We start from the raw sequence: 26,570 nt of genomic DNA, 5'->3' as shown, positions 1-26,570 counted from the left end.
ATTGAACACCGGGTAAACCTAGACGCTGAGACCGGCGCCGGGGCGCACCGGCACATTTGGAAACAGAATGGCGCCAGTCTCAGCCGTAGCGTTTCTTCGCCTCGATGGCCAGGCCACTGCCGATGCTGCCGAAGGTATTACCCTCCACGCTACGCGCGTTGGGCAGCATCGCTGCCACGCTCTGGCGCAGCGCCGGCACGCCACTGGAACCGCCGGTGAAGAACAGCGTATCGACCTGATCTGCCGCGACGCCGGCATCGGCCAGCAACTGTGTGAGGCTGGCGCGAATGCGTTCGAGCAGCGGCTCGATGGCGTTCTCGAACAAGGGGCGGGTCAGTTCGGCGACCAGGCCCGGCTCGACGCGCGACAGGTCGATGGGGCGCGCGTCCTGTTCGCTGAGGGCGATCTTGCTCTCTTCCACCTGCATCGCCAGCCAGTGCCCGGCGCGTTGTTCGATCAGACCGAAGAGGCGGTCGATGCCGGTCGCGTCGACGATGTCGTAGCGCATGTTCTGCAGGGCCAACTGGGTCTTCTGCGCGTACAGCGCGTTGATGGTGTGCCAGGTGGCCAGGTTGAGGTGGTAGCTGGTGGGCATGAAGGCGTCGCTCTTCATCCGGCTGCCATAGCCGAACAGCGGCATCACGCCGGCCAGCGACAACTGCTTGTCGAAGTCGGTACCGCCGATGTGCACGCCGCCGGTGGCGAGAATGTCGCCCTGGCGCTCGGCCAGGTGGTGACGCTCAGGCGCCAGGCGCACCAGGGAGAAGTCCGAAGTACCGCCACCGATGTCGACGATCAGCACCAGCTCCTCGCGCTCCAGGCTCGACTCGTAGTCGAAGGCCGCGGCGATGGGCTCGTACTGGAAGGACACCTCCTTGAAACCGAGCTTGTGCGCCACGGCCACCAGGGTGTTCTGTGCCTCCTGGTCGGCGGCCGGGTCGTCGTCGACGAAGAACACCGGGCGGCCCAGCACCACTTCCTCGAAGGCGTGATCGGCCTGGCTCTCGGCACGTTTCTTCAACTCACCGATGAAGAAGCCGAGCAGGTCCTTGAACGGCAGGGCGCTGCCCAGTACGGTAGTCTCGCTCTTCAGCAGCTTGGAGCCGAGCAGGCTTTTCAGCGAGCGCATCAGGCGCCCTTCATAGCCTTCCAGATACTCGTGCAGGGCCAGACGGCCGTAGACCGGGCGGCGCTCCTCGGTGTTGAAGAAGATCACCGAGGGCAGGGTGATCTTGCCGTCTTCCAGGGGCAGCAGGCTGTCCTGGCCGGGGCGCAGCCAGCCGACGGTGGAGTTGGAGGTGCCGAAGTCGATGCCGCAGGCGCGGGCAGGCGTAGAGAAGGACATGGAAACGCAGGGCCGAAAAAATGGCCGCGTATTCTATGCCAGCGCCGCGGTGGCGGCGAGTCGTCAGGACGGTAGGTTGTTGCCTCGCTGTTTTTCCTTCCACTGGTTCCATTCGAAGCCCAGCACCACCAGCAGCGACAGGGCGAAGGGCAGCAGCAGGTAGAACATGCGGAACACGATCAGCGCGGCCAGTACATCGGCGGCGGGTATCTCCGGCAGGGCGGCGAGGAAGGTCACTTCCAGCACGCCCAGGCCACCCGGCGCGTGGGACAGCAGCGCCAGGGAGAAGGAGGCGAGGAACACGCCGAGTATCACCAGGTAGCCGGGGTGATTATCGGCCGGCAGGGCGAAGTAGATGATCGCCGCCGCGCACAGCAGCTCCAGCGGGCCGGCCAGCAACTGGCGACTGACGATGGGCAGGCGTGGATATTCCACGTGCAGCTTGCCCAGAGTCCAGGGTTTGAACTGGCGCCACGAGCCCAGCACGTAGAGGCCGACCAGGCTCAGCAACACGCTGCCGATCACCACCGACACCAGCGGCGTGATATTGGCCACCCGGTGAATCAGGTCGGGCTGGGCGATCAGTACGCAGCCGCTGGCGAGCAGGGTGCCGAGGGCGAAGGTAAAGGAGCAGAAGACGATGAGAATGCCGATTTCCTGTGGCGTCAGGCCTTTGCTGCGATAGGCGCGATAACGCACCACAGCCCCGGAGAACACCGAGGCGCCAATATTGTGCGCCAGTGCGTAGGTGGTGAAGGAGCACAGGGTGATGAAGCGCCAGGGAATCTTCTTGCCCAGGTGAGCGACGGCGATGCGGTCGTACCAGGCCAGTGCCCAGTAAGCGCCGAGGGTGGCCGCTGCGGCGAGCAGCCAGTTCATGTGCGAGATCGCCTCGAGGCTGCCCTTGATCTCGTCGAAGGAAATATTGCGCAGTTCGCGGTAGAGCAGGAAGCCAGACAGCACCACGGCACCGAGCCCGATCAGCGTCCAGATCAGGTCGCTGCGCTTCAGTTTGGGTTTGGCTTCTACGACAGACACCGCTATTCCTCGCTCATCAAGCCCCGGAGTTGTGGGGCCGCATGCCTCTGACGAGGCGCCTGTTCACCGGCTGGCCGACCGTTGGCGGATCGTGCCCGCACGGCGCGCTGCGCAGTATCAGGGAGCCGCCGCCAGTCATCAACTGGCAGGCATGCAGGCGCCCCTTAGTAGTTGTGTCAGCGATTGTCCCGATACGTTCATATCCAGGCCAGGGTCAGCCCCGCCAGCACCGCGTAGCGGCTGGCTTTGGCCAGGGTGACGATGAGCAGGAATACCCACAGGCGCTCGCGCATCACCCCGGCGACCAATGTCAGTGGGTCGCCGATCACCGGCATCCAGCTGAGCAGCAACGACCAGCGCCCGTAGCGCGCGTACCAGGCCTGCGCCTGCTGCAGCCGAACCGGGCTGACCGGAAACCAGCGCCGCTCGCGGTAATGTTCGATCGAGCGCCCCAGCAGCCAGTTGACCCATGAGCCCAGCACGTTGCCCAGCGTTGCAGCCAGCAGCAGCGCCCATAGCGGATGCTGGCCGGCCAGCAGCAACGCCACCAGCACGGCTTCGGACTGCAGGGGTAACAGCGTTGCCGCGCCGAAGGCGGAAAGAAACAGACCCAGGTAAGCGGAAAGCCCGAGCATGTTCAGCAGCTGCCGACCCGGAGGTCGGCGCGGCTCAGCTCTGCGATTCCTGGCCAGTGTTGGCCATGATCTCTTCCAGGCTCAGCCCGGTCAGGCCATGAATGGTCTTCCACAGGTAGTAGAAGATGGCCATCAGCATGATCATCGAGGGAATGGCGATCATCGGATAGCTGAGCAGGGTCATGCGCCCGAGTTCGTCGTTGAATGCCTCGGTACCGGCCGGGCTGACCACGATCCACTTGGCCAGCACGTAGTTCATGAACGAGGAAAAGAAGAAGGTGCCGCTGAGCCAGTAGGTCGCGCGCATCAGGCGTGTTTCGAAGTGTTCGACGTGGCCGCCCTGTTCCAGGCGATCATGGATCTTGTCGACGTTGAGTACGGTCTTGTTGAACAGCAGGGTGCGGATCAGCGGGTAGCGGGTGCGAGTCGAGACCAGCACGGCGATGCCGATCAGACCGGGGATCAGGGCTTCCTTGACCGCCAGCCATTGGGTGTCGAGCTTTAACAGGCCGATGCCGCCGGTGAGCGCGACGCTGACCAGGCCGAGCAGGGCGATGAAATTGAATTTGCGGTATTTGATCAGCTCGAACGCGCCCCAGCCCAGGGGAAACGCCAGGGCCAGCAGCAGCGCGCCGTCGGCACCGAGGCGGTGCTCGCCACTGAGCTTCATCAGAATGAACGAGGGAATCAGGATGCTGATGGCCAGATCGATCAGCGGGCGGGGCTTGTGCGTCGGGGTACGGCTGTCAGTGGTGGCGGTCATGGTAGCTGGAGTCTGCGTAGGAAGCCCGATGATCGCCTGCCCGGCGCGCCAGAGCTAGCCCGACTGTCGGTTTTGAATGTGAAAAAGTATGAGTCGACAGCTTGCCGACAGGAGTAGCACCGTGCAATGGCGCTGCTAAAGTGATGGCGAGGCTCTGGAGTCGAACATGCCAAGAATCATCCCCTTCATTTGCCTGCTGCTGAGCGCCTGGGGCCTGGCGGCGCCACCGTCCTGGGCGCGCGACTGCATCGGCTTGGTGCCGGCCGGCACCTCGTCCTACTGGGCCGAGCTGGAGGCCGGGGCGAGGCGCACCGCCGAGGATCTGCAACTGCAACTCTATACCCGTGGCCCCGCGCATGAGGGTAGCGTCGAGGTGCAACTGCAACTGATCGATCATGTCCTCGCCCATGGCTGCAAAGCGCTGATCATCGCTCCGGCCGGAGATGCCATCGACGCCCGTATCGTGGCCCTGCGCGCCGAGGGTATTCCTACCGTCTACGTCGACCGCAGTGTCGCCGGTGAGGGCGCCTATGCGCTGGTGGCGACCGACAATTTCCTTGCCGGCCAGTTGGCCGGGCAGCAGTTGGCCGAACGTCTCGGGCGCGGTGGCCGGGTCGGCGTGTTGCGCTTGCGCCCGGGTCTGCAATCGACCGAGGAACGCGAGCGCGGTTTTCTGCTCGCAGCGCAATCGGCGGGGCTGCAGGTGGTATTCGATACGTACCTGGGCGATGACCGCCAGCGCATCGTCGAGGCCCTGAGTGAGCAATTGCCCAGACTCGACGGCCTGTTCAGCCCCAATGGCAGTGGCAGCCGCGCCACCCTGGCGGCCTTGCGCCAGTTGGGCAAGGCCGGACAGGTAGACTTCGTTGGTTTTGACGGTGGCGAGCCGCTGTTCGGTGCATTGCGTGAGGGGCAGATTCAGGCCCTGTTGCTGCAACAGCCACAAGCCATGGGTGACCATGCGGTGCGCCTGGTGCAGCGCGCCCTGAGCGGCGAGCGGGCCATTACGCGATTGCAACTGCTGCTCGAACCGAGGGTGATGACCGCCAGGGATCTGGCCGAGACCGCCGCGCCAGCGCAGCCTTGGTGATGGATGCGCTAGGCGTTTATGATCCTGCGTCGGCCGCCCTGAATTCGCTGTAGGGCGGCCCTTGACGGTATGACGTATGAACCTGAAGTACCCGGTTGCCCTGCTGTTGCTCCTTTGCAGTCTTGGCGCTCATCTGTCGGCTGCCGAGTTGCGGCTGTACACCGAAGACTATCGACCGTTCAGCTATCTGCAGGACGGCAAGCCCAGCGGCATGGCAGTGGAGGTGGTCGAGGCGCTTATCCGCCGTACCGGCAAAACCGCGCGCATCGAACTGGTGCCCTGGACGCGCGGCTATCACCAGGCTCGTCATCAGGCCGACACCGTGCTGTTTTCCACCGTGCGCACGGCGCAGCGTGAAGCCGAGTTCCAGTGGGTCGGGCCGATCGCGCGGGGCTACACGCGGTTCTACACGCACAAGGATGCCGGGTTGCGGGTCACCAGCCTCGATGATGTGCGCCAACTCGGTACCCTCGCCGTGCCCAAGCAGTGGTACAGCTACGAAGTGCTTCGCCAGCAGAATCTGGATAACCTCTACGGCGTGCCGACCCCGCAGGACATGCTGCGCATGTTTCGCCATGGCCGGGTCAAGTTGTTGCTGGCCAACACTCTGACCCTCGATGGCATGCTCGCTGAACAGGGTATGAATGCCGAGCAGTTGCAGGAACAGTTCGACCTGATGCCCAACGATTCCTATATCGCCTTCTCCCTGCAGACCGATGCCGCTCGTGTCGCCCGTTGGCAGCGGGCCCTTCAGGACATGCGCAATGATGGCAGCCTGGCGCGTATCTACAGGCACTGGTTTCCAGGCGCCGACGAGCGAGCGTTGGCCGATTTGCTTCGCGCCGAGTGAAGCTGCTGCGTGGCGCAACGCGGCTTGCTAGGCTGCAAGCGGGAGGGGGCCTGATGGGCAAGCGCTTGCATCGATGGTTGTGTGTCGTGCTGGTGGTGCTATGTGCGCCAGCGGCAGCGCAGCTGCGCCTGCTCACCGAGGATGCACCGCCGATGAGCTTCATGCGTGAAAACGAGCCCAGCGGTTTTTCCGTCGAGGTAGTTCGAGCCTTGCTGGCGCGCACCGGTGATAGCGGGCGGATCGAGCTGATGCCCTGGACGCGTGCCCTGCATCTCGCCCAGCAGGACGAAGACATCGCGCTGTTTTCCACCGTGCGTACGCCCGAGCGTGAGGACAGATTCCACTGGGTCGGCCCCATCGTGGTCGGCACCACCAGCTTCTACTCGCTGAAATCCCACCACCTCGTCATCGACACGCTGCAGCAGGCTGCAGCCAGTGGGCCGCTGGCACTGCCCAAGCAGTGGTACACCTTCGAGATCCTGAGCGCCAGGGGTTTTGACAACCTCTACGGCGTGCCCAGTTCGAAGCATATGATGACCCTGCTCAAGCATGGCCGGGTCAAGCTGATCGCCACCGAGGACCTGACCCTGGCTGGCGAGCTCGCCGCCGTCGAGCTCAAGCCACAGGACGTCACCGCGCACGTGCCGTTCATGCGCTCGGCCTATTACATCGCCTTTTCCCCGCAAACCTCGGTGGTGCGTGTGCTGCGCTGGCAGCGGGCTTTGCAGCAGATGCACGAGGACGGCAGCCTCGAAGCCATTCTCAGGCGCTGGCTGCCGCACGCAACGATGCCGCCGATGGAACCGTAGCGGCTCGCCTGGCGACTGGTTAACCTGAACGCTGCAATTCACCGAGCCCGATCATGTCGCGTCCCAATGTCACTCTCGATCTACGCAGCCGCGCCGGATTGTTCGCTCACCTGGGGGCGATGGAACGGGCGGGCGTGCCCATCGATCGAGCGCTGGCCAGCTTGAGTCTCGGCGCGCGCCATGAGGCCGCCGTGAAGCGCTTGCGGCAGATGGTCGGCGGTGGGCGCGACCTGGCGAGTTCCGGCCAGTTGACTGGCGTGTTCACGCCATTGGAAAGCGCCCTGGTGCGCGCCGCGCAGGAAGCCGGTGCGCTGGCGCATACTTACGAGCAACTGGCACAGCGCTACGAGGAGCAGGCACGCCACGCCGCCGAACTCGTCTCACGTTTGCTGCTGCCCGCCGGCGTGTTGATGCTGGCGCTGGCGGTCAAACCCTTGCCCGCCTTGGTCGCTGGAAACCTGAGTGTCGCCGGCTACCTCGCGGCCGTGCTGCTACCCGTATTGTGGCTATCGATATTGCTGCTTGGTGCTCGAGCACTGTGGCGCCGCTGGCAGCAGCGGCGAGCCGATCAATCGGGCTCTATCGACGATCTGCTACTGGCCCTGCCAGTGCTCGGCGGCCTGCAGCGCCGCGCCGACCTGCGAAATTTCTGCGATAGCCTTGGGCTGTTGCTGGAGGCCGGCATGCCCGTGCTCGACGCCTTGCCACGCGCCTGTAATACGGTGAGCAGCATAAGGCTACGGCGGGATTTCGCCAGCCTGGCGCCGCGAGTCGCCGCCGGGCAGTCGCTGGTGCGTGCCTTCGATGCGCTGAACTTTCCCGGCAAAGCCATGCTGATCGGCGTGCTTAATACCGGTGAAGCGACCGGCCGCCCGGACGAGGCATTGCTGCGTTTCGCCCGCCTGCAGGCGCAGCAGCTGGCCGCGAGCCAGCAGATGCTGGCGAGCTGGGCGCCACGGCTGTTCTATCTGGCCGTTGCCATCTGGATGGCATACGGCCTGCTGACCTGCGGCGGCTTCTTTCCCTCGCTGCCCGCGGAGCTGGCTGGCCGATAAATTGCTGGTCATTGACCACGGCGAGCCGTCTGAAAGCTGGCAGCAAGTGCCTTGCGCTAGCATTGGTCACGTCTACGCCATTACTAAAACGAGAAAAAAGCGATTCAACCGACTTTGGAATACGCCCCATGCCCATCCTGCAACGTGCATCCCACCATGAGCTACGCAGCGCCTTTCGTGCCCTGCTGGCGTCCGACCGCTGCTATCACACCGCTTCGGTCTTCGATCCCATGTCCGCCCGCATCGCCGCCGATCTCGACTTCGAGGTCGGTATCCTTGGCGGCTCCGTCGCCTCTCTGCAGGTGCTCGGCGCGCCGGACTTCGCCCTGATCACCCTCAGCGAATTCGTCGAGCAGGCCACGCGCATCGGCCGTGTCTCGCGTTTGCCGGTGATCGCCGACGCCGACCATGGCTATGGCAACGCGCTCAACGTGATGCGTACCGTGGTCGAGCTGGAGCGTGCCGGCGTTGCCGCGCTGACCATCGAGGATACGCTGCTGCCGGCCCAGTTCGGCCGCAAATCCACCGATCTGATCTCCATCGAGGAGGGCGTCGGCAAGATCCTCGCGGCGCTGGAAGCACGCGTCGACCCCGAGCTGGCGATCATCGCCCGCACCCATGCCGGTGTGCTGGAGGTGGACGAAGTGATCCGTCGCACCCGCGCCTACGAGGCGGCTGGCGCCGACGGCATCTGCCTGGTCGGGGTCAAGGATTTTGCCCATCTGGAGCAGATCGCCTCGGGCCTAAAGGTGCCGCTGATGCTGGTCACCTACGGTAACCCCGAGCTGCGCGACAACCAGCGTCTGGCCCGGCTCGGCGTACGCATCGTGGTCAACGGCCACGCCGCCTACTTCGCCGCGATCAAGGCCACCTACGATTGCCTGCGCGAACAGCGCGGCGCGCAGCAATGCGACCTCAACGCCACCGAGCTGACCCACAAGTACACCATGCCCGAGGATTACATCCGCTGGGCCAAGGAGTTCATGGAAGTCCGCGAGTAGCGACAGGCTGCACTTGCACTTCGCGTCTCCCGGGCGCATATCTGTCCAGGGAACGCGAGGAGGTGGAGCATGGCAGGTGGTTGGGCAAGCGACGACGCAGTTCAGGAACAGATCGACAGCAGCATCGAGGACGCCGTCTCGCGTGCCCGTAGCCAGCTGCCGAAAGGCGAGAGCCTGCGTCACTGCGAAGAATGCGATGCGCCCATTCCCGAGGCCCGTCGCCAGGCCATTCCCGGTGTGCGCCTGTGCGTCAAGTGCCAGGCCGAGCACGACCGGGAAAACGCCGCCTATAGCGGTTATAACCGCCGGGGCAGCAAGGACAGCCAGTTGCGTTGAACAAGCGATACGGCACCTCTACGAGTCCTGATGGTCTAGTGCTACTACTACCGCGACTCAGGAAGAGGTGCCTGCATGACGATTTTCGAAGCCTTACGCATCAGCCACGACATCCAGCGCGAACTGGCGCAAAAACTGATCGCCACCCAGGGCGACAGCGCCGAGCGCCACGCCTTGTTTTCTCAGCTCAAGCACGAGCTGGCCGTGCATTCGGTGGCCGAGGAGCGCCATTTCTACATCCCCCTGATGCAGCAAGATGCGGGCGTCGATCTGTCACGCCACGCCATCGCCGAGCATCACGAGATGGACGAAATGGTTGAGGGCCTGGAGGAAACCGACCCCAGCAGCCCCAGCTGGCTGGCGCAAGCCAAGGCGCTGGCAGAAAAGGTCGAGCATCACCTCAAGGAAGAAGAACACACTTTCTTCCAGATGGCCGGCAAGCTGCTACGCGACAAGGAAAAGCAGCAACTGGCGGGCGACTATCTCAGCGCCTACGACGAGATGAAACAGGCGTCCTGACAGACAAGCGAGAGCCGGGCGTAACGCCCGGCTCTTTCATCAGAACAGAAAATAACGCTGCGCCATCGGTAGCACTTCGGCTGGCTCGCACCAGAGCAACTGGCCATCGGCCTTGACCTGATAGTTCTGTGGGTCGACCTCGATGTTCGGCAGGTAGCCGTTGTGGATCAGGTCGTTCTTCTGCACTTCGCGGCAGCCTTTGACTACGCCGATCTTCTTCTTCAGCCCAAGCTGCTCGGGCACGCCGGCGTCGAACGCCGCCTGGCTGATGAAGGTGATGCTGGTGGCATGCCGGCTGCCGGCGTAACTGGCGAACATCGGCCGGTAGTGCACCGGCTGCGGCGTCGGGATCGAGGCGTTGGCGTCGCCCATCAGGCTGGCGGCAATGGCGCCGCCCTTGAGGATCAGCGTCGGCTTCACGCCGAAGAAGGCCGGGCGCCAGAGCACCAGATCCGCCCACTTGCCCACTTCGATCGAGCCCACCTCGTGGCTGATGCCGTGGGTGATGGCCGGGTTGATGGTGTATTTGGCGATATAGCGCTTGGCGCGGAAGTTGTCGTTGCCGGGGGCGTCCTCGGGCAGCGGGCCGCGCTGCTGCTTCATCTTGTCGGCGGTCTGCCAGGTGCGCGTGATTACCTCGCCGACGCGGCCCATGGCCTGGCTGTCGGAGCTGATCATGGAAAACGCGCCCAGGTCGTGGAGGATGTCCTCTGCCGCAATGGTTTCGCGGCGGATGCGGCTCTCGGCAAAGGCCACGTCCTCGGCGATGCTCGGGTCGAGGTGATGGCAGACCATGAGCATGTCCAGGTGCTCGTCGATGGTGTTCTTGGTGAACGGCCGGGTCGGGTTGGTCGAGGACGGCAGCACGTTGGGGAAGCCGCAGGCCTTGATGATATCCGGCGCGTGGCCGCCGCCGGCACCCTCGGTGTGGTAGGTGTGGATGGTGCGGCCCTTGAACGCGCCGAGGGTGGTCTCGACGAAGCCGGACTCGTTCAGGGTGTCGGTGTGGATCGCCACCTGCACGTCGTATTCGTCGGCCACGCTCAGGCAGTTGTCGATGGCCGCCGGGGTGGTGCCCCAGTCCTCGTGCAGCTTGAGTCCGATGGCGCCGGCCTTGACCTGCTCGATCAAGGGCTCCGGCAGCGAGGCGTTGCCCTTGCCAGTGAAGCCCAGGTTCATCGGGAAGGCATCGGCGGCCTGCAGCATGCGCGCCATATGCCACGAGCCGGATGTGCAGGTGGTGGCGTTGGTGCCGGTGGCCGGGCCGGTGCCGCCGCCGATCATGGTGGTGACGCCGCTCATCAGCGCCTCTTCGATCTGTTGCGGGCAGATGAAGTGGATGTGGGTGTCGATGCCACCCGCGGTGAGGATCATGCCCTCGCCGGCGATCACCTCGGTGCCGGCACCGATGGCGATGGTCACGTCCGGCTGGATATCCGGGTTGCCGGCCTTGCCGATGGCGGCGATGCGTCCGTCCTTGAGGCCGACGTCGGCCTTGACGATGCCCCAGTGGTCGATGATCAGCGCGTTGGTGATCAGGGTGTCGACCACGTCGGCGGCGCACAGCTGACCTTGGCCCATGCCGTCGCGGATCACCTTGCCGCCGCCGAATTTCACTTCTTCACCGTAGGTGGTGAAGTCCTTTTCGACTTCGATCCACAGGTCGGTATCGGCCAGGCGCACCTTGTCGCCGACGGTGGGACCGAACATGTCGGCATAGGCTTGTCTGCTGATTTTCATATTCGCTTCCCTTGTGGCGCGAAGGCTGGCGCGTATTTTTCTGTCTGTCAGGGGATTAGGCGCTGTGGTTCTTCTGTAGGAGCGGCTTTAGCCGCGAGATAGTTATCGCGGCTAAAGCCGCTCCTACAAGAGTCACCTCAATCCAGGTCGCCCATTACTCGGCCGGCGAAGCCGAACACCCGGCGCGCACCGCTCAGCTCGACCAGCTCCACATCACGGCTCTGCCCGGGTTCGAAGCGCACCGCAGTGCCGGCCGGAATATTCAGGCGCATGCCGCGTGCGGCGGCGCGATCGAAGATCAGCGCATCGTTGGTCTCGAAGAAGTGGTAGTGCGAGCCGGCCTGAATCGGCCGGTCACCACTGTTGGCCACGGATAGGGTCAGGGTGCGGCGACCGGCATTGAGCTCGATCTCGCCGTCGGCAATCTGGTATTCGCCGGGAATCATGGGGTGCTCACTCCAGAGTCAGTTGCATGAAGGTCAGATCCAGCCAGCGGCCGAACTTGCGGCCGACCTGGGGCATCTGTCCTGTGGTGACGAAGCCGAGGCGCTGGTGCAGGCGAATCGAGGCGGCATTTTCCGACTCGATGGCGGCGACCATGACGTGCAGGCCGGCTGCGCGGGCGCGTTCGATCAGTGCCTGCATCAGCGCCGGACCCAGGCCCTGGCCGCGTTGGTCGCTGCGCACGTAGACCGAATGCTCGACGGTGTGGCGGAAGCCTTCGATGCTGCGCCAGGTGCCGTAGCTGGCGTAGCCAGCTACCTCGCCGACAGCGTCATGTGCGACCAGTACGGGAAAGCCCGCTGCAGTGCGTTCGGCCAGCCAGGCGCGGCGGTTGGCCAGATCCACCAGGGTCTCGTTCCAGATCGCCGTGGTGTGCTGCACCGCGTCGTTGTAGATGGCTAGGATGCCGGACAGGTCGGCTTCACTGGCGTTCGCTATTTCGTAGCTCATGGTTATGCAATCGGTTGGTGGACGGTCACCAGCTTGGTGCCGTCGGGGAAGGTGGCTTCGATCTGAATCTCCGGAATCATCTCCGGCACACCCTCCATCACCTGATCGCGGGCCAGCAGGGTGGTGCCGAAGTGCATCAACTCGGCAACTGTCTGGCCGTCGCGTGCGCCTTCGAGCAGGGCGGCGGAGATATAGGCCATGGCCTCCGGGTAGTTCAGCTTCACCCCGCGCGCCAGGCGGCGCTCGGCCACCAGGCCGGCGGTGAAGATCAGCAACTTGTCTTTCTCGCGTGGACTCAGATCCATCGTGTTACTCCAATGCGGCGTTGCCTGGCATCGCCGGAACGCGTCGTGTTGGTAGGGCGGATGTCGCTCTTTACATCCGCCGTCATGTGCTCCAGATACGTGGCGACAAGGCCTCACGGCCCAGCATTGCAGGGCGCAGCAGGCGCCACAAGGCGATCAGCCAGGCGCGAGCCTTGAGGGCTTCGCTGGCCAGACAACGGGCGACCAGCAAGCCCGCGAGCTGGCTGAGGTCACCGCGTACACCGTCGATCTTCAGCTCGCGGCAACGTTCGAGCAAATCGCTATCGACTTCGCCGCTGACCAGCAGAGTTGCGAACACCGGCTGGCCGTCCAAGCCTATGGGAGAGTCGAGCAGGCCGTCGCCGCCGATCACGCGCTGGCGCTCGTGCCAGAGCAGTTTGCCGTCGCGACGGATATCCAGCGCAGCCTGAAAATAGCCGCTGGCAAAGCGCTCGTCGGCGGCGGGGCGGCCGAGGGCAACGATGTCCCAGTAGAACAGACGGGCGTCACCGTGCAGGTCGATCTGCGTGTGCAGTTCGGCCTGGGCTCCGGCATAGAGGATGGTTTCCTGCGGCAGCCATTCCAGGGTGGCGCCGGCGTCGACGCGCAGGCGCAGATCCTGCCGGGCGACACCGGCCGCGCGGTACCACTTGGCCGCGCCGGGGCTGGTGAGTTGCACCCAGGTGTTCTCGCCCGCATGGGCCGAGATATCCAGGATGTCACCACCGGCGATGCCGCCGGGCGGGTGGACGATGATGTGCTGGCACACCTCCGGGCCTTCGGCATACAGGTGCTTCTGCACCCTTAGAGGGCCAAGGTGGTGCCTCTGCACTGGCGTGGTGCGTTCGCCGTGGCGCGCGTAAGCCAATTCCAGCTCGGCAGGCCAGCTTGGCGTGAACAGGGCGGCAGGCAGATTCATGTTAAGGCAGCGGTTCCGCAGGATAGTTGACCGAGTGGGCAAGCAAGAGGCGTGCCCTGAACCAATTCGGTGCGTGGTTGCCCGCAGCAACCATGCGTGCAGGCGCCAGGAGCCGTCGCGGCTAAAGCCCCTCCCTCAGGGGGCGTGCATCAGATGGCTACAAGCCCGCGCACACCTTCGGCTTCCATGTTTTCGCCACGGCCCTGCTGGACGATCTCGCCACGGCTCATCACCAGGTACTGGTCGGCCAGTTCGGCGGCGAAGTCGTAGAACTGCTCGACCAGCAGAATGGCCATGTCGCCGCGAGCGGCGAGCTGCTTGATCACCGCGCCAATCTCCTTGATCACCGAGGGCTGGATGCCTTCGGTGGGCTCGTCGAGAATCAGCAGGCGCGGCTGGCTGGCCAGGGCGCGGCCGATGGCCAGCTGTTGCTGCTGGCCGCCGGAGAGGTCGCCGCCACGGCGATGCTTCATCTCGCGCAGTACGGGGAACAGCTCGTAGATGAACTCGGGCACGGTCTTGGCCTGGCTGCCGGGAAAGCGTGACAGCCCCATCAGCAGGTTCTCTTCCACCGTCAGGCGGCCGAAAATCTCGCGGCCCTGTGGCACGTAGGCGATGCCGGCGTGTACGCGCTGGTGCGGTTTGAAGCCGGTGATGGCCTTGCCTTCCCACTGCACGCTGCCGTCCTTGGCCGGAATCAGGCCCATCAGGCATTTGAGCAAGGTGGTTTTGCCCACGCCGTTGCGGCCGAGCAGGCAGGTGACCTCGCCGACCTTCACGTCGAACGACAGACCACGGAGGATGTGGCTGCCGCCGTAATACTGGTGGAGTTGTTGGACTTGCAGCATGGCTGTTCCTCATAGCCGCAAGCCTCAAGCTGCAAGCGGCAAGTAAAAACCAATCGTGAGTGCTTTTGGCTTGCGGCTTGAAGCTTGCCGCTTGTAGCTGGCGCGTCAGCGCCCCAGATAAACCTCGATCACCCGCTCGTCATTCTGCACCTGCTCAAGCGAGCCTTCGGCCAGCACGCTGCCCTGGTGCAGCACGGTGACGTGGTCGGCGATGGAGCCGACGAAGCCCATGTCGTGTTCCACTACCATCAGCGAGTGCTTGCGTGCCAGGGACTTGAACAGCTCGGCGGTGAACTCAGTCTCGGCGTCGGTCATGCCGGCCACCGGTTCGTCGAGCAGCAGCAGGTGCGGCTCCTGCATCAGCAGCATGCCGATCTCGAGGAACTGCTTCTGACCGTGGGAGAGCAGGCCAGCCGGGCGGTTGCGCGAGGCTTCCAGGCGAATGGTGGTCAGCACTTCCTCGATGCGATCCTTCTGCTCGCCGGACAGGCGGGCGCGCAGGCTGGCCCATACCGACTTGTTGGTCTTCTGCGCCAGCTCCAGGTTTTCGAACACCGTCAGCGCCTCGAACACCGTCGGCTTCTGGAATTTGCGGCCGATGCCGGCCTGGGCGATCTGCACTTCGCTCATGCTCGTCAGGTCGTACTGCTCACCAAAGTAGGCGACGCCGTTGTCCGGGCGGGTCTTGCCGGTGATCACGTCCATCATGGTGGTCTTGCCGGCGCCGTTGGGGCCGATGATGCAGCGCAGCTCGCCGACGCCGATGTACAGCGTCAGGTTGGTCAGCGCCTTGAAGCCATCGAAGCTGACGTTGATGTCTTCCAGCGTAAGGATGGTGCCGTGGCGGACGTTGACGCCCTTGCCGACGTTCTTGCCGGTGTCCAGCGCCATGCCGGTGGGGTCGAAAGCGGCTTCGAGCATGGTTTCGGGTACTGGATTGGCTTTCATTGATCCTTCTCCTTGCGCAGCAAGCCCACTACACCACGCGGTAGATACAGGGTGACGACGATAAACAGCGCACCCAGGGCGAACAGCCAGTATTCCGGGAAGGCCACGGTGAACCAGCTCTTCATGCCGTTGACCAGGCCGGCGCCGAGCAGCGGGCCGATCAGCGTGCCGCGACCACCGAGGGCGACCCAGACAGCGGCCTCGATGGATTGAGTTGGCGCCATTTCGCTGGGGTTGATGATGCCCACCTGCGGCACGTACAGCGCGCCGGCCAGCCCGCACAGCACCGCGGAGAGCACCCAGATAAACAGCTTGTAGCCGCGTGGGTCGTAGCCGCAGAACATCAGGCGGTTCTCGGCGTCACGCAGGGCGGTGAGCACGCGGCCGAACTTGCTGCGCGCTAGGCGAAAACCCAGATACAGGCTGCCCACCAGCAACACCACGGTGGCGAAGAACAGCGCCGCGCGAGTGCTCTGCGCGGTGATATCGAAGCCGAGAATGCGGGTGAAACCGGTAAAGCCGTTGTTGCCGCCGAAGCCGGTTTCGTTGCGGAAGAACAGCAGCATGCCGGCGAAGGTCAGCGCCTGGGTCATGATCGAGAAGTACACGCCCTTGATTCGCGAGCGGAAGGCGAAGAAGCCGAACACCAGGGCCAGCAGCCCGGGCGCCAGCACCACCAGACACATGGCCCAGAGGAAGCTGGAGGTGCCGTACCAGTACCAGGGCAGCTCGCTCCAGGCCAGGAAACTCATAAAGGCCGGCAGCCCGTCGCCCGCCGACTGGCGCATCAGGTACATGCCCATGGCATAACCGCCGAGGGCGAAGAACAGGCCATGGCCCAGCGACAGCATGCCGGCGTAACCCCAGACCAGGTCCAGCGCCAGGGCGACGATGGCGTAGCAGAGAATCTTGCCCACCAGGGTCAGCGAGTAGGCTGAGACGTGCAGGGCGTGGTCGGCCGGCAACAAGTGCAGCAGGGGCATGGCAACGAGTATCGCCAGCACCAGCAGGCCGACAGCCAGCGAAACCTGCGGGCCGAGCTTGGCTGTGGCGCGAGCGAGAACGGTTTGGTTCAGTGGCATGGTCATCAGTCGATCACCCGTCCTTTGAGAGCGAAGAGGCCTTGCGGGCGTTTCTGGATGAACAGAATGATCAGCGCGAGGATGAGGATCTTGCCGAGCACGGCACCGATCTGCGGTTCGAGGAACTTGTTCACCACGCCGAGGCCGAAGGCGGCCAGCACGCTACCGGCCAGTTGCCCGACACCGCCGAGTACCACCACCAGGAAGGAGTCGATGATGTAGCTCTGGCCAAGGTCCGGGCCGACGTTGCCGATCTGGCTCAGGGCCACGCCGCCGAGGCCGGCGATGCCCGAGCCGAGGCCGAAGGCCAGCATGTCCACGCGGCCGGTGGGTACGCCGCAGCAGGCGGCCATGTTGCGGTTCTGCGTCACCGCACGCACGTTCAAGCCGAGGCGCGTCTTGTTCAGCAGCAACCAGGTAAGCACCACGACGAACAGCGCGAAGCCGATGATGACGATGCGGTTGTACGGCAGCACCAGGTTCGGCAGCACCTGCACGCCGCCGGAGAGCCAGGCCGGGTTGGCCACTTCGACGTTCTGCGCACCGAAGGTGACGCGCACCAGTTGAATGAGGATCAGGCTGATACCCCAGGTGGCCAGCAGGGTTTCCAGCGGGCGGCCGTAGAGATGGCGGATCACCGTGCGCTCCAGCGCCATACCGATGCAGGCGGTGACCAGAAAGGCGATCGGCAGCGCGGCCAGCGGGTAGAGCGTGAGGTATTCGGGGGCCAGGCGCTGGAAGCTCAGCTGCACCACATAGGTGGTGTAGGCGCCGAGCATCAGCATCTCGCCGTGGGCCATGTTGATCACCCCGAGCAGGCCGAAGGTGATGGCCAGACCGAGGGCGGCGAGCAGCAGGATCGAACCCAGCGACAGGCCACTGAAGGCCTGACCGAGCAGTTCGCCGATCAGCAGTTTGTTCTTCACCTGGGCCAGGCTCTGCTCGGCAGCGGCGCGTACGGTGGCATCGCTTTCTTCGCCATCGAGCAGGCTTTGCAAGCGGGTGCGGGCAAGCGGGTCGCCGGTCTTGCCCAGACGCTCCACGGCCGCCAGGCGCACTGCGGGGTTAGCGTCGCTCAGCTGCAGATTGGCCAGGGCCAGGGTGATGGCGTCCTGCACGGTTTCGTCCGCTTCGATGCTCATTCGACTCTCGAGCAGCGGCAGCAGAGCCGGCGGTGTATTGCGCTGCAGTTGCCGGGCGGCCTCGAGACGCACGCGTGCGTCGTTGTCGAGCAACTGATGGCTGGCCACGGCGAAGCCGATCAGACCGCGCAGGCGGTTGTTCAGACGCAGTTTGCGTGGCGTGCCATTGGCTTCGGCGTCGCCATCGGCGGCCTGCCAGGTGCCGTCCTGTTCGATAAAGGCACGTTTGTCGGCATCGCCGCCGACGCGGCCCTGCTGCAGGGCTTGCAGCAGTGGCATACGTTCGGTTCTGGGCGCGGCGGCCCAGTCCTGCAACAGCTTGGCCTGCTTGCCGGCATTGGCGGCGACGAAATCGTCGGCTTCGCCAGCCTGCGCCGCCAGTGGCAGCAAAAGCAGCAGGCTTAGGAGAATTCGGGTAAGGGCAGTGGGCATAAGGGGTCCTTGGCGTAGCCCGGATGCAATCCGGGGTGAGCGTCCCGGATTGCATCCGGGCTACGGCGGCCCTCTCCCCCGACCCCTCTCCCGCAAGCGGGAGAGGGGAGACAAGCGGGACTGCAAGCCATTGACGAGCTGTGGCTGCCGCTTGTGGAGAAGGGCTTTTGCCTCAGTTCGACTTCACCGGGGTATCGGCTTTCTTGTCGTTGCCTTCGATGAACGGGCTCCACGGCTGGGCGCGGATCGGGCCCTCGGTTTCCCACACCACGGAGAACTGACCGTCTTCCTGGATCTCGCCGATCATCACCGGCTTGTGCAGGTGGTGATTCTTCTCGTCCATCTTCAGGGTGAAGCCGCTCGGCGCCGCGAATTCCTGGCCGGCCATGGCTTCACGGACCTTGTCGACCTCGGTGGTGCCGGCTTTCTCGACGGCCTGCGCCCACATGTGGATGCCTACGTAGGTGGCTTCCATCGGGTCGTTGGTCACCACGGTGTCGGCGTTCGGCAGCTTCTTGGCCTTGGCGTAGGCCTTCCAGTCGGCGACGAACTTCTCGTTGACCGGGTTCTCCACGGACTGGAAGTAGTTCCAGGCCGCCAGGTGGCCGACCAGCGGTTTGGTGTCGATGCCGCGCAGTTCTTCCTCTCCCACGGAGAAGGCCACCACCGGTACTTCGGTGGCTTCCAGGCCTTGGTTGGCCAGCTCCTTGTAGAACGGCACGTTGGAGTCGCCGTTGACGGTGGAGACCACGGCCGTCTTGCCGCCAGCGGAGAACTTCTTGATGTTGGCGACGATGGTTTGATAGTCGCTATGACCGAAGGGGGTGTAGACCTCTTCGATGTCCTTGTCGGCGATGCCCTTGCTGTGCAGGAAGGCGCGCAGGATCTTGTTGGTGGTGCGCGGGTAGACGTAGTCGGTACCCAGCAGGAAGAAGCGCTTGGCGCCGCCGCCGTCTTCGCTGAGCAGGTATTCCACCGCCGGAATGGCCTGCTGGTTTGGCGCAGCACCGGTGTAGAACACGTTCGGCGACATCTCTTCGCCTTCGTACTGCACCGGGTAGAACAGCAGGCCGTTCAGTTCCTCGTAAACCGGCAGCACCGATTTGCGCGACACGCTGGTCCAGCAGCCGAAGGTCACCGCGACCTTATCCTGGGTCAGCAACTGGCGGCCGCGTTCGGCGAACAGCGGCCAGTTCGACGCGGGGTCGACCACCACCGGCTCCAGCTGCTTGCCGAGCACGCCGCCCTTGGCGTTGATCTCGTCGATGGTCATCAGCGCCATGTCTTTCAGCGAGGTTTCGGAAATGGCCATGGTCCCGGACAGCGAGTGTAGGATGCCGACCTTGATGGTCTCGGCGGCCTGGATGGACCAGGACAGGCCCATCGCGGCGATGGAAGCGGAAAGGGTGAAGGCCTTGATCAGGCTGCGACGTTGCATGGTGCGATCTCCATTCACGAATGTGAGTAAGCGGACAGCGTTGTTATGGGCATGCAGTGAAGGTCATGGCGCGGTTGTTCCGGCATCGGCTCGACGCGCTGGCGAGCGGCGTACAGCCAGGACTTGGTCTGTGCCTTGTTGACCTCTATATGGCCCTTGAGCAATTGCTGTGCCTCTTCTGTGCGACGGGGCAGGATCGCTCTTCAGAACTGGCCCGTGCGCGGTGTGGATTCCCTCTGGCGCGCAGCGCCTGAACGCTGCCCAGCCGCCCTGGAATGCGGATTTTCTCGCCGAGTTCGGGCGCGCACGGGCCTCATCGCGACTGTCGATAACGGGTGCAAGTTGGCAGTGCAGCGCTTCGTCCAGGGGCGACGGACGCATGCTGATCGCAGGTGCCGCACCATACGGGTGCGCTTCGGCAGTGGTAGTGCAGGCGTATGTTCGTCTGTGGGGCGCTGCGCTCGTGTGCCGGCCGGGCGCGAGATGAGGGCATCGCGAAAGCGCAGCGGCTATCAGAGGGGATCTAGGAACGCGGTGCCGGGCCTGGGGGAACCCGCTCAGGCGCGCAGGTACTGCCAGCAGAACGAGTGGAGGGTAGTTATCTCAAGGATGCGCTGCGACTTTTTCAGCGCCGCTGATCCGGTTGCGCTGATCGGCCGAGATTAAGGCACGAGGTAGTTCTTCACCCCGGTGAAGATGATCTGCGCCGCCAGGGCACAGACGAACAGGCCCATCAAACGGCTGACGATCTGCAGGCCCTGGTCCCCGAGCAGGCGCTCGAACTGGTTGGACAGGTACAGCACGATGCCCACGGTGAGGCTGGCGAGAAGGATCGCCGCCACCGCCACCAGCTTGTCGTCCCAATGCGGCTGGCTGGCGCCCATCAGCAGCAGGGCACCGATGGTGCCGGGGCCGACGGTGATGGGAATGGTCAGCGGCACGATGGTGACGTCCTGCTGCACGTTGTCGCTCTGCACCGCCGATTTGCCCTGGGCCATGCCCAGAGCGGAGATGAACAGCACCGAACCGGCGCCGATGCGAAACGCGTCGATGGTGATGCCGAACAGGGTGAAGATGTGCTTGCCGAACAGGTACAGCAGTACGCTGGCGATCAGCGTCGCCAGCGCCACCTTCCAGGCCAGGCGCTTGCGCTCCTTGAGGGTGTAGCCACGGCTCAGGCCGATGAAGCAGGACAGGACGAAGAAGGGGCTGTAGAGCACCAGCATCTTCAGGTACAGGCTGAACAACTCGGACATGGGGCGCTCGTTTGAGAGTAGGGCATCGATAGTCGGGCGGGTTTCACCCGCCCTACGACACTTCACGCTGGCGGCGCAGTTCGCGTTCGGCGATCCAGTGCTCGATCAGCTCGCGCAGCTGCGACAGCTCCACCGGCTTGGACATATGGCCATCCATGCCCACCGCGCGGGCGCGTTCCTTGTGTTCGCTGAGAATATGCGCGGTCAGCGCCACCACTGGGGTGCGCGGGCGCTTTTCGCTCTGTTCCCAGGCGCGCAGCTGTTCGGTGGCGGAGAAACCGTCGAGCACCGGCATTTCACAATCCATCAACACCAGGTCGTAGGGCTGCGCTTTGATCGCGCTGAGGGCTTCCTCGCCGTTGCTGGCGGTGTCCGGCTTGAGGTTGAGCTTGCCGAGCATGCCGCGGATCACCTTGGTGGAGATGCTGTTGTCCTCGGCCACCAGGATGCGGAAATCGACCGGTACGTTCAGCGGCGTGCTCACCGGCGTCGGCGCGGCCTGCGCGGGGGTGTCGTTGGGGCGCTGGGCCAGCTCGTCGGCCAGAGTGGTCTTGAGCGTATAGCCGGCCACCGGCTTGGCCAGGATGCGCTTGATCCCGGCGTTGCGCGCGATCACCTTGCTCGGCGCGTTGCTGATGCCGGTGAGCATGATGACCAGGATGTCGTGGTTGAGGCTCGGGTCTTCCTTGATCTTGGCCGCCAGCTGCATGCCGGTCATGCCGGGCATGTCCTGGTCGAGGAGCACCGCGTCGAAGTACTCGCGCATATGTGCCCTGGTGCGCAGCAGCGCCAGCGCTTCCTTGCCGGACGGCACGGCACTGACCTGCATACCCCAGGCGTTGCACTGTTGCATCAGCACCTTGCGGCAGGTGTCGTTGTCGTCCACCACCAGCAGGCGCGCGCCCTGTAACGGGCTGTCCAGGTCGGTCTCCGGCTGTTCCAGGCGCGCGGCATCGAGTGGCAGGGTCAGCCATAGGGTGGTGCCCTGGTTGCCGCTGCCCTGAATACCGAATTCGCCGCCCATCAGGCGCACCAGCTGGCGCGCGATGATCAGGCCGAGGCGCCCGCCCAGTTGCGTGGCAGCAAGGAAATCACGGCTTTGCAATTCGGCATTGAGCAGCGCGTCGCGCTCCTCCGGCAGCAGCGGGCGGCCGCTGTCTTGGACGGCGACGCGCAGGCGATGCTGGCCGTCGCTGCTGTCCAGCGCGGCGACCAGCAGGATCTCGCCTTCGTCGGTCTGCTTGAAGGCATTGTCCAGCAGGCTCAGCAGGGCCTGGCGCAGACGCGTGGGGTCGCCGCTGATCACCCGCGGAACTTGCGGCTGGATAAAGCTGATCAGCTCCACCTTCTGCTGCTCGGCCTTGGCGCGGAAAATGTCCAGGCAGTCCTCGATCAGCGCGCCGAGATCGAACTGCACATCGTCCAGCTCGATCTGCCCGGATTCCAGCTTGGAAATGTCGAGGATTTCGTTGATCAGGGTAAGCAGCTCGTTGCCTGAGCTGTGGATGGTCTGCACATAGTCGCGTTGCTTGGCCGACAGCGGCGTGCCCAGCAGCAGCTCGGTCATGCCCAGCACGCCGTTCATCGGAGTGCGGATTTCGTGGCTGATCTTCGCCAGGAATTCGGCCTTGGCCCGCAGTTCGGCGCTGCTGGCCGCAAGCGCTGTACTCTTCAGCAGGGTGTCACTTTGAATCTGCCGTTGGCGCTCGGTCAGCGACACGCTGAGAATCAGGCCGGCCAGGGTGGCGACGCTGAATACACCGAGCACCAGCCAGCCTGGATTGAGCTGATCGAAACCGAGCAGCACGGGTACGAAGAAACCGAAGCCGAGATTGAACACCACCATGCCGATGGTAATCAGGCGTGCCGGCTGATAACCCGAGCGCCAGTGCAGGCTGCTCACCAGCAGCAGATTCAGTGAGCTGAGGACTACCAACAGGTACACCAGTGAGCTGTACCAGAACAAACCGGTGACGGTGATGCACAGGGCATAGGTCAGGATCAGCAGGGCATTGCCCTGCAGCAGGCGATTGAGCGGGCTGTGCTGCACCGGCGTGCCATTCATGAAACTGAGGCCGAAGGCCAGCGCGCTAAACGCGGCGAACAGTGCGGAAAGGTCGGCGATCAGGGACTGGTTGTAGCCCAGGCTGGGCAACCATTGGGCGAAGATACCGAGGTTGGCCGACGAGCACACCGCAAGGCCGATATTCACCCCGGCCAGCCACAGGCCGCTGGCGCTGCGGCTGTAGAAGAAGCGAATAAGGTTGTACAGGGTCAGCAGCAACAGCGCGCCGAACAGCATGCCGTAGAGGTAGGCGGGCTTCTCCAGGCTGACCAGCTCGGCCTGATCCATGACCTTGAACCAGGTCATCAGCGGATGGTTGGAGGTCAGGCGCACATAGGCGACGCGGGCCTGGCCGTCGTTTGGCAGGGGCATCAGGTAGAAACGCGATGGCAGCGGTCGCGAATCCAGTGGCATGGCTTCGCCGGTGTGCAGGTTCTGCTCCAGCTGGCCGTCTTTCAGCAGGTAATAGTCGAGATACTGCACCCGTGGCGAGAAGATCCACAGCCAGGCCGGCTGCTGCTGTGGCGCCAGTTCGGCGCGAAGCCAGACCGCGTGGTCACTGGGCGGGAAGGTGAAGGACTGTTTGCTCAGCGGCTTGAACTGCTGGCGCTGGGCGCGCACTTCTTCGAGGCCCAGGCGGGCGCTGGCGTCGACCAGATAGGACCAGCCGTGTGCGATTGTTGGAGCTGAGTTCGCACTGGCTGTCAGGGCAAGGCCGAGCAACAGCAAACTGGCGAGTAGTCCGATGGCAATCCTGGGCCGGCGCACGGGCAAATCCTTCTAAATGTGTGGCCGGATTATAGCCAAGCATTTGCTCGGGGGAATACGGCGCGGCGAGCCTTTTTACCGCCTACCGCGCCGTATTCTTGAGCGCCTTTAGCCTTCGCCCTGCTCGCGGGCGATGGCGCGATAGCCGATGTCGTTACGGTGGAACATGCCGTTCCAGCGAATCTTCTCGGCCAGGCGGTAGGCCTGCTGTTGGGCCTCGGCCACCGTGCGACCGATGGCAGTGGCGCACAGCACGCGGCCACCGGCAGTGACGATCTGGCCGTCCTTGAGCGCGGTGCCGGCGTGAAACACCTTGCCGTCGAGCTTGGCCGCTTCATCAAGACCTTCGATTACGTCGCCCTTGGCGTAGTCGCCCGGATAGCCGCCAGCGGCCAGCACCACGCCCACGGTCGGACGCGGGTCCCAGGTCGCCTCGACCTTGTCCAGCGCCTTGGCCAGCGCAGCTTCGACCAGCAGCACCAGGGAGCTTTCCAGGCGGCACATGATCGGCTGGGTTTCCGGGTCGCCGAAGCGGCAGTTGAACTCGATGACCTTCGGCGCGCCGGCCTTGTCAATCATCAGGCCGGCGTAGAGGAAACCGGTGTAGACGTTGCCTTCGCTGGCCATGCCGCGCACGGTGGGGTAGATCACCTCGTCCATCACGCGCTTGTGCACCTCGGCGGTGACCACCGGTGCCGGTGAGTAGGCGCCCATGCCGCCGGTGTTCGGGCCGGTATCGCCGTCGCCGACGCGCTTGTGGTCCTGGCTGGTGGCCATCGGCAGCACGTTTTCGCCGTCGACCATGACGATAAAGCTGGCTTCTTCGCCATCGAGGAATTCCTCGATCACCACGCGCGAACCGGCATCGCCGAAAGCGTTGCCGGCGAGCATGTCGCGCACGGCATCCTCGGCTTCCTGCAGGGTCATGGCGACGATCACGCCCTTGCCCGCGGCCAGGCCGTCGGCCTTGATCACGATCGGAGCGCCTTTCTCGCGCAGGTAGGCCAGTGCCGGCTCGATCTCGGTGAGGTTCTGGTAGTCGGCGGTGGGGATCTTGTGGCGTGCCAGGAAATCCTTGGTGAAGGCCTTGGAGCCTTCCAGCTGGGCAGCGGCGGCGGTCGGGCCGAAGATGTCCAGCTTGCGGGTGCGGAACAGGTCGACCACGCCTTTGACCAGCGGCGCTTCCGGGCCGACGATGGTCAGTTGCACGTTCTTCTCGGCGAAGTCCGCCAGCGCTTCGATGTTCAGCACGTCGATGGCGACGTTCTCGCACTTGGCTTCCACCGCGGTGCCGGCGTTGCCGGGGGCGACGAAGACTTTCTCTACGCGTTTGTCCTGCGCCACTTTCCAGGCCAGGGCGTGTTCACGACCGCCGCTGCCGATGATCAATACTTGCATGTCAAACCCTCGATGACGCTGAGTTCAGGGGTGTCCGGAGTGCTTTGTGGGAGCGGGCTTGCCCGCGAATATGGCGCTGATTTCGCCATCCTTGTCGCGGACAGGTCCGCTCCCACGGTATCTCGATTGGTCCGGATACCTGCGTAACTTCGATCATGCCCACGCAGAGCGTGGGCACGATCATCAATGGCGGAAGTGGCGCATGCCGGTGAATACCATCGCGATTCCAGCCTCGTCGGCAGCCGCGATCACCTCGTTGTCGCGCATCGAGCCACCCGGCTGGATCACTGCGGTGATACCGGCCTTGGCGGCGTTGTCGATGCCGTCGCGGAACGGGAAGAAGGCGTCCGAGGCCATCACCGCGCCCGGTACCGGCAGGCCGGCGTGCTCGGCCTTGATCGCGGCGATGCGCGCGGAGTTGACGCGCGACATCTGGCCGGCGCCGACGCCCACGGTCTGGCGGTTCTTGGCGTAGACGATGGCGTTGGATTTGACGAACTTGGCCACTTTCCAGGCGAAGATCAGATCGTGGATTTCCTGCTCGCTCGGCGCGCGCTGGGTGACGATCTTCAGGTCTTCTGCCTTGATCATGCCGATGTCGCGGCTCTGTACCAGCAGGCCACCGTTGACGCGCTTGTAGTCCCAGCCAGCAGCGCGCTCGGCCGGCCATTCGCCGCACTCTAGCAGGCGTACGTTGGCCTTGGCGGCCACCACTTCACGGGCGGCAGCGCTGATTTTCGGGGCGATGATCACTTCGACGAACTGGCGCTCGACGATGGCCTTGGCAGTTTCGCCATCCAGCTCGCGGTTGAAGGCGATGATGCCGCCGAAGGCCGACTCGGTGTCGGTGGCGTAGGCCAGGTCGTAGGCCTTGCGGATGCCGCCTTCGTCTTCAGGGACGACGGCCACGCCGCACGGGTTGGCGTGCTTGACGATGACGCAGGCCGGCTTGACGAAGCTCTTCACGCATTCCAGCGCAGCGTCGGTGTCGGCCACGTTGTTGAACGACAGTTCCTTGCCCTGCAGCTGAATGGCGGTGGAAACGCTGGCCTCGCCCTTCTTCGCTTCGACGTAGAAGGCCGCGCTCTGATGCGGGTTTTCGCCGTAGCGCATTTCCTGCGCCTTGATGAACTGGCTGTTGAAGGTGCGCGGGAAGGCGCCACGGCCTTCGGTGGACAGGGTGTCCGCCGTCTGGTCGATGGTGCCCAGGTAGTTGGCGATCATGCCGTCGTAGGCAGCGGTGTGTTCGAAGGCCTTGAGCGCCAGGTCGAAGCGCTGGGCGTAGCTCAGGCCACCGGCTTTCAGGGACTCGACGATGCCGGCGTAGTCGCCGGTGTTGACCACGATGGCCACATCTTTGTGGTTCTTCGCCGCCGAGCGGACCATGGTCGGGCCGCCGATGTCGATGTTCTCGATGGCATCGGCCAGGTCGCAATCAGGCTTGGCCACGGTGGCTTCGAAAGGATAGAGATTGACCGCGACCAGGTCGATCGGCTTGATGCCGTGCTCGTCCATCACCGCGCCGTCCAGCGCACGGCGACCGAGGATGCCGCCGTGGATCTTCGGGTGCAGGGTCTTCACGCGGCCGTCCATCATTTCCGGGAAGCCGGTGTAGTCGGCGACTTCCACTGCGGCCACGCCGTTGTCCTTAAGCAACTTGTAGGTGCCGCCGGTGGAGAGAATCTCGACACCGAGGGCGGCCAGCTCGCGAGCGAACTCGAGGACACCGGTTTTGTCGGAAACGCTGATCAGCGCGCGGCGGACGGGCAGAAGGGTGGTCTGGTCGGTCATTTCACTATCCATCAGAGCGGGGATATCAGCAAAAAAGGCGGCT

At 64.2% G+C, this 26,570-nt stretch carries 25 protein-coding genes; 7 read left to right on the top strand and 18 right to left on the bottom strand.

Annotated elements, in window-relative coordinates; genetic code table 11:
• Positions 1–79 precede the first annotated feature (79 nt).
• From B3P22_RS20765 to B3P22_RS20750, 4 genes are all read right to left on the bottom strand, one after another.
• Positions 80–1,345 (bottom strand): Hsp70 family protein, encoded by a 1,266-nt coding sequence (locus B3P22_RS20765; protein WP_296272383.1) that lies wholly within the window; start codon positions 1,343–1,345, stop codon positions 80–82.
• 63 nt (positions 1,346–1,408) lie between these two features.
• The gene (locus B3P22_RS20760) at positions 1,409–2,383 is read right to left on the bottom strand and encodes a lysylphosphatidylglycerol synthase transmembrane domain-containing protein (protein WP_296272382.1); all 975 of its coding nucleotides are present in this window, start codon (positions 2,381–2,383) and stop codon (positions 1,409–1,411) included.
• A 197-nt stretch (positions 2,384–2,580) separates the two neighbouring features.
• The gene (locus B3P22_RS20755) at positions 2,581–3,018 is read right to left on the bottom strand and encodes a YqaA family protein (RefSeq protein ID WP_296272381.1); all 438 of its coding nucleotides are present in this window, start codon (positions 3,016–3,018) and stop codon (positions 2,581–2,583) included.
• Positions 3,019–3,052: 34 nt separating this feature from the next.
• Positions 3,053–3,781, bottom strand: coding sequence for a VC0807 family protein (locus tag B3P22_RS20750; protein WP_197857101.1), 729 nt, complete (start codon positions 3,779–3,781; stop codon positions 3,053–3,055).
• Positions 3,782–3,947: 166 nt separating this feature from the next.
• Between B3P22_RS20750 and B3P22_RS20745 the strand changes: the two genes are divergently transcribed.
• From B3P22_RS20745 to B3P22_RS20715, 7 genes are all read left to right on the top strand, one after another.
• Positions 3,948–4,871: a substrate-binding domain-containing protein gene (locus tag B3P22_RS20745; protein ID WP_296272380.1), complete on the top strand. Its 924-nt coding sequence runs from the start codon at positions 3,948–3,950 to the stop codon at positions 4,869–4,871.
• Between the two features lie 76 nt (positions 4,872–4,947).
• On the top strand, positions 4,948–5,721 hold the full coding sequence (locus B3P22_RS20740; protein ID WP_296272379.1) for a substrate-binding periplasmic protein: 774 nt from the start codon (positions 4,948–4,950) through the stop codon (positions 5,719–5,721).
• A 53-nt stretch (positions 5,722–5,774) separates the two neighbouring features.
• Complete coding sequence (locus B3P22_RS20735) at positions 5,775–6,530, top strand: substrate-binding periplasmic protein (RefSeq protein ID WP_296272378.1); 756 nt, start codon at positions 5,775–5,777, stop codon at positions 6,528–6,530.
• 53 nt (positions 6,531–6,583) lie between these two features.
• Positions 6,584–7,585, top strand: coding sequence for a type II secretion system F family protein (locus B3P22_RS20730; RefSeq protein WP_296272377.1), 1,002 nt, complete (start codon positions 6,584–6,586; stop codon positions 7,583–7,585).
• Between the two features lie 137 nt (positions 7,586–7,722).
• Positions 7,723–8,586, top strand: coding sequence for an isocitrate lyase/PEP mutase family protein (locus B3P22_RS20725; protein WP_296272417.1), 864 nt, complete (start codon positions 7,723–7,725; stop codon positions 8,584–8,586).
• A 69-nt stretch (positions 8,587–8,655) separates the two neighbouring features.
• Entirely contained in the window at positions 8,656–8,922 is a 267-nt protein-coding gene (locus B3P22_RS20720; RefSeq protein ID WP_197857106.1) for a DksA/TraR family C4-type zinc finger protein, read from the top strand.
• A 75-nt stretch (positions 8,923–8,997) separates the two neighbouring features.
• Complete coding sequence (locus B3P22_RS20715; protein WP_197857107.1) at positions 8,998–9,441, top strand: hemerythrin domain-containing protein; 444 nt, start codon at positions 8,998–9,000, stop codon at positions 9,439–9,441.
• Between the two features lie 39 nt (positions 9,442–9,480).
• Here the strand turns inward: B3P22_RS20715 and ureC are convergent, their stop codons facing one another.
• The 14 genes from ureC to purH form a co-directional block, all read right to left on the bottom strand.
• Entirely contained in the window at positions 9,481–11,181 is a 1,701-nt protein-coding gene (gene ureC / locus B3P22_RS20710) for an urease subunit alpha (protein WP_296272376.1), read from the bottom strand.
• A gap of 137 nt (positions 11,182–11,318) precedes the next feature.
• On the bottom strand, positions 11,319–11,627 hold the full coding sequence (locus tag B3P22_RS20705) for an urease subunit beta (protein ID WP_296272375.1): 309 nt from the start codon (positions 11,625–11,627) through the stop codon (positions 11,319–11,321).
• A 7-nt stretch (positions 11,628–11,634) separates the two neighbouring features.
• Entirely contained in the window at positions 11,635–12,135 is a 501-nt protein-coding gene (locus B3P22_RS20700; RefSeq protein WP_296272374.1) for a GNAT family N-acetyltransferase, read from the bottom strand.
• A 2-nt stretch (positions 12,136–12,137) separates the two neighbouring features.
• A complete protein-coding gene (gene ureA, locus B3P22_RS20695; RefSeq protein ID WP_004425162.1) occupies positions 12,138–12,440 on the bottom strand; it encodes an urease subunit gamma in 303 nt (100 codons plus the stop codon).
• 82 nt (positions 12,441–12,522) lie between these two features.
• Positions 12,523–13,359, bottom strand: coding sequence for an urease accessory protein UreD (locus tag B3P22_RS20690; RefSeq protein ID WP_296272373.1), 837 nt, complete (start codon positions 13,357–13,359; stop codon positions 12,523–12,525).
• 149 nt (positions 13,360–13,508) lie between these two features.
• Positions 13,509–14,207, bottom strand: coding sequence for an urea ABC transporter ATP-binding subunit UrtE (urtE, locus tag B3P22_RS20685; protein WP_296272372.1), 699 nt, complete (start codon positions 14,205–14,207; stop codon positions 13,509–13,511).
• A gap of 105 nt (positions 14,208–14,312) precedes the next feature.
• Positions 14,313–15,098, bottom strand: coding sequence for an urea ABC transporter ATP-binding protein UrtD (gene urtD / locus B3P22_RS20680; RefSeq protein ID WP_296272416.1), 786 nt, complete (start codon positions 15,096–15,098; stop codon positions 14,313–14,315).
• 53 nt (positions 15,099–15,151) lie between these two features.
• On the bottom strand, positions 15,152–16,243 hold the full coding sequence (gene urtC / locus B3P22_RS20675; RefSeq protein ID WP_296272371.1) for an urea ABC transporter permease subunit UrtC: 1,092 nt from the start codon (positions 16,241–16,243) through the stop codon (positions 15,152–15,154).
• A complete protein-coding gene (urtB, locus tag B3P22_RS20670) occupies positions 16,243–17,811 on the bottom strand; it encodes an urea ABC transporter permease subunit UrtB (protein ID WP_296272370.1) in 1,569 nt (522 codons plus the stop codon). Before urtB ends, urtC begins: the two co-directional genes overlap by 1 nt.
• A 172-nt stretch (positions 17,812–17,983) precedes the next feature.
• Complete coding sequence (gene urtA, locus B3P22_RS20665; RefSeq protein ID WP_197859372.1) at positions 17,984–19,249, bottom strand: urea ABC transporter substrate-binding protein; 1,266 nt, start codon at positions 19,247–19,249, stop codon at positions 17,984–17,986.
• Positions 19,250–19,911: 662 nt separating this feature from the next.
• Positions 19,912–20,505, bottom strand: a complete 594-nt coding sequence (locus tag B3P22_RS20660; RefSeq protein ID WP_197859371.1) for a MarC family protein — start codon at positions 20,503–20,505, stop codon at positions 19,912–19,914.
• A gap of 52 nt (positions 20,506–20,557) precedes the next feature.
• Complete coding sequence (locus tag B3P22_RS20655) at positions 20,558–23,338, bottom strand: hybrid sensor histidine kinase/response regulator (protein ID WP_296272369.1); 2,781 nt, start codon at positions 23,336–23,338, stop codon at positions 20,558–20,560.
• A 108-nt stretch (positions 23,339–23,446) separates the two neighbouring features.
• A complete protein-coding gene (gene purD, locus B3P22_RS20650; RefSeq protein WP_296272368.1) occupies positions 23,447–24,736 on the bottom strand; it encodes a phosphoribosylamine--glycine ligase in 1,290 nt (429 codons plus the stop codon).
• Between the two features lie 183 nt (positions 24,737–24,919).
• On the bottom strand, positions 24,920–26,527 hold the full coding sequence (gene purH, locus B3P22_RS20645) for a bifunctional phosphoribosylaminoimidazolecarboxamide formyltransferase/IMP cyclohydrolase (RefSeq protein ID WP_296272367.1): 1,608 nt from the start codon (positions 26,525–26,527) through the stop codon (positions 24,920–24,922).
• Positions 26,528–26,570: the final 43 nt, after the last annotated feature.

This window comes from Pseudomonas sp. UBA6323, assembly GCF_002439135.1.
Taxonomy (GTDB): Bacteria; Pseudomonadota; Gammaproteobacteria; order Pseudomonadales; family Pseudomonadaceae; genus Aquipseudomonas.
This window is presented reverse-complemented; position numbering and strand designations above follow the sequence as displayed.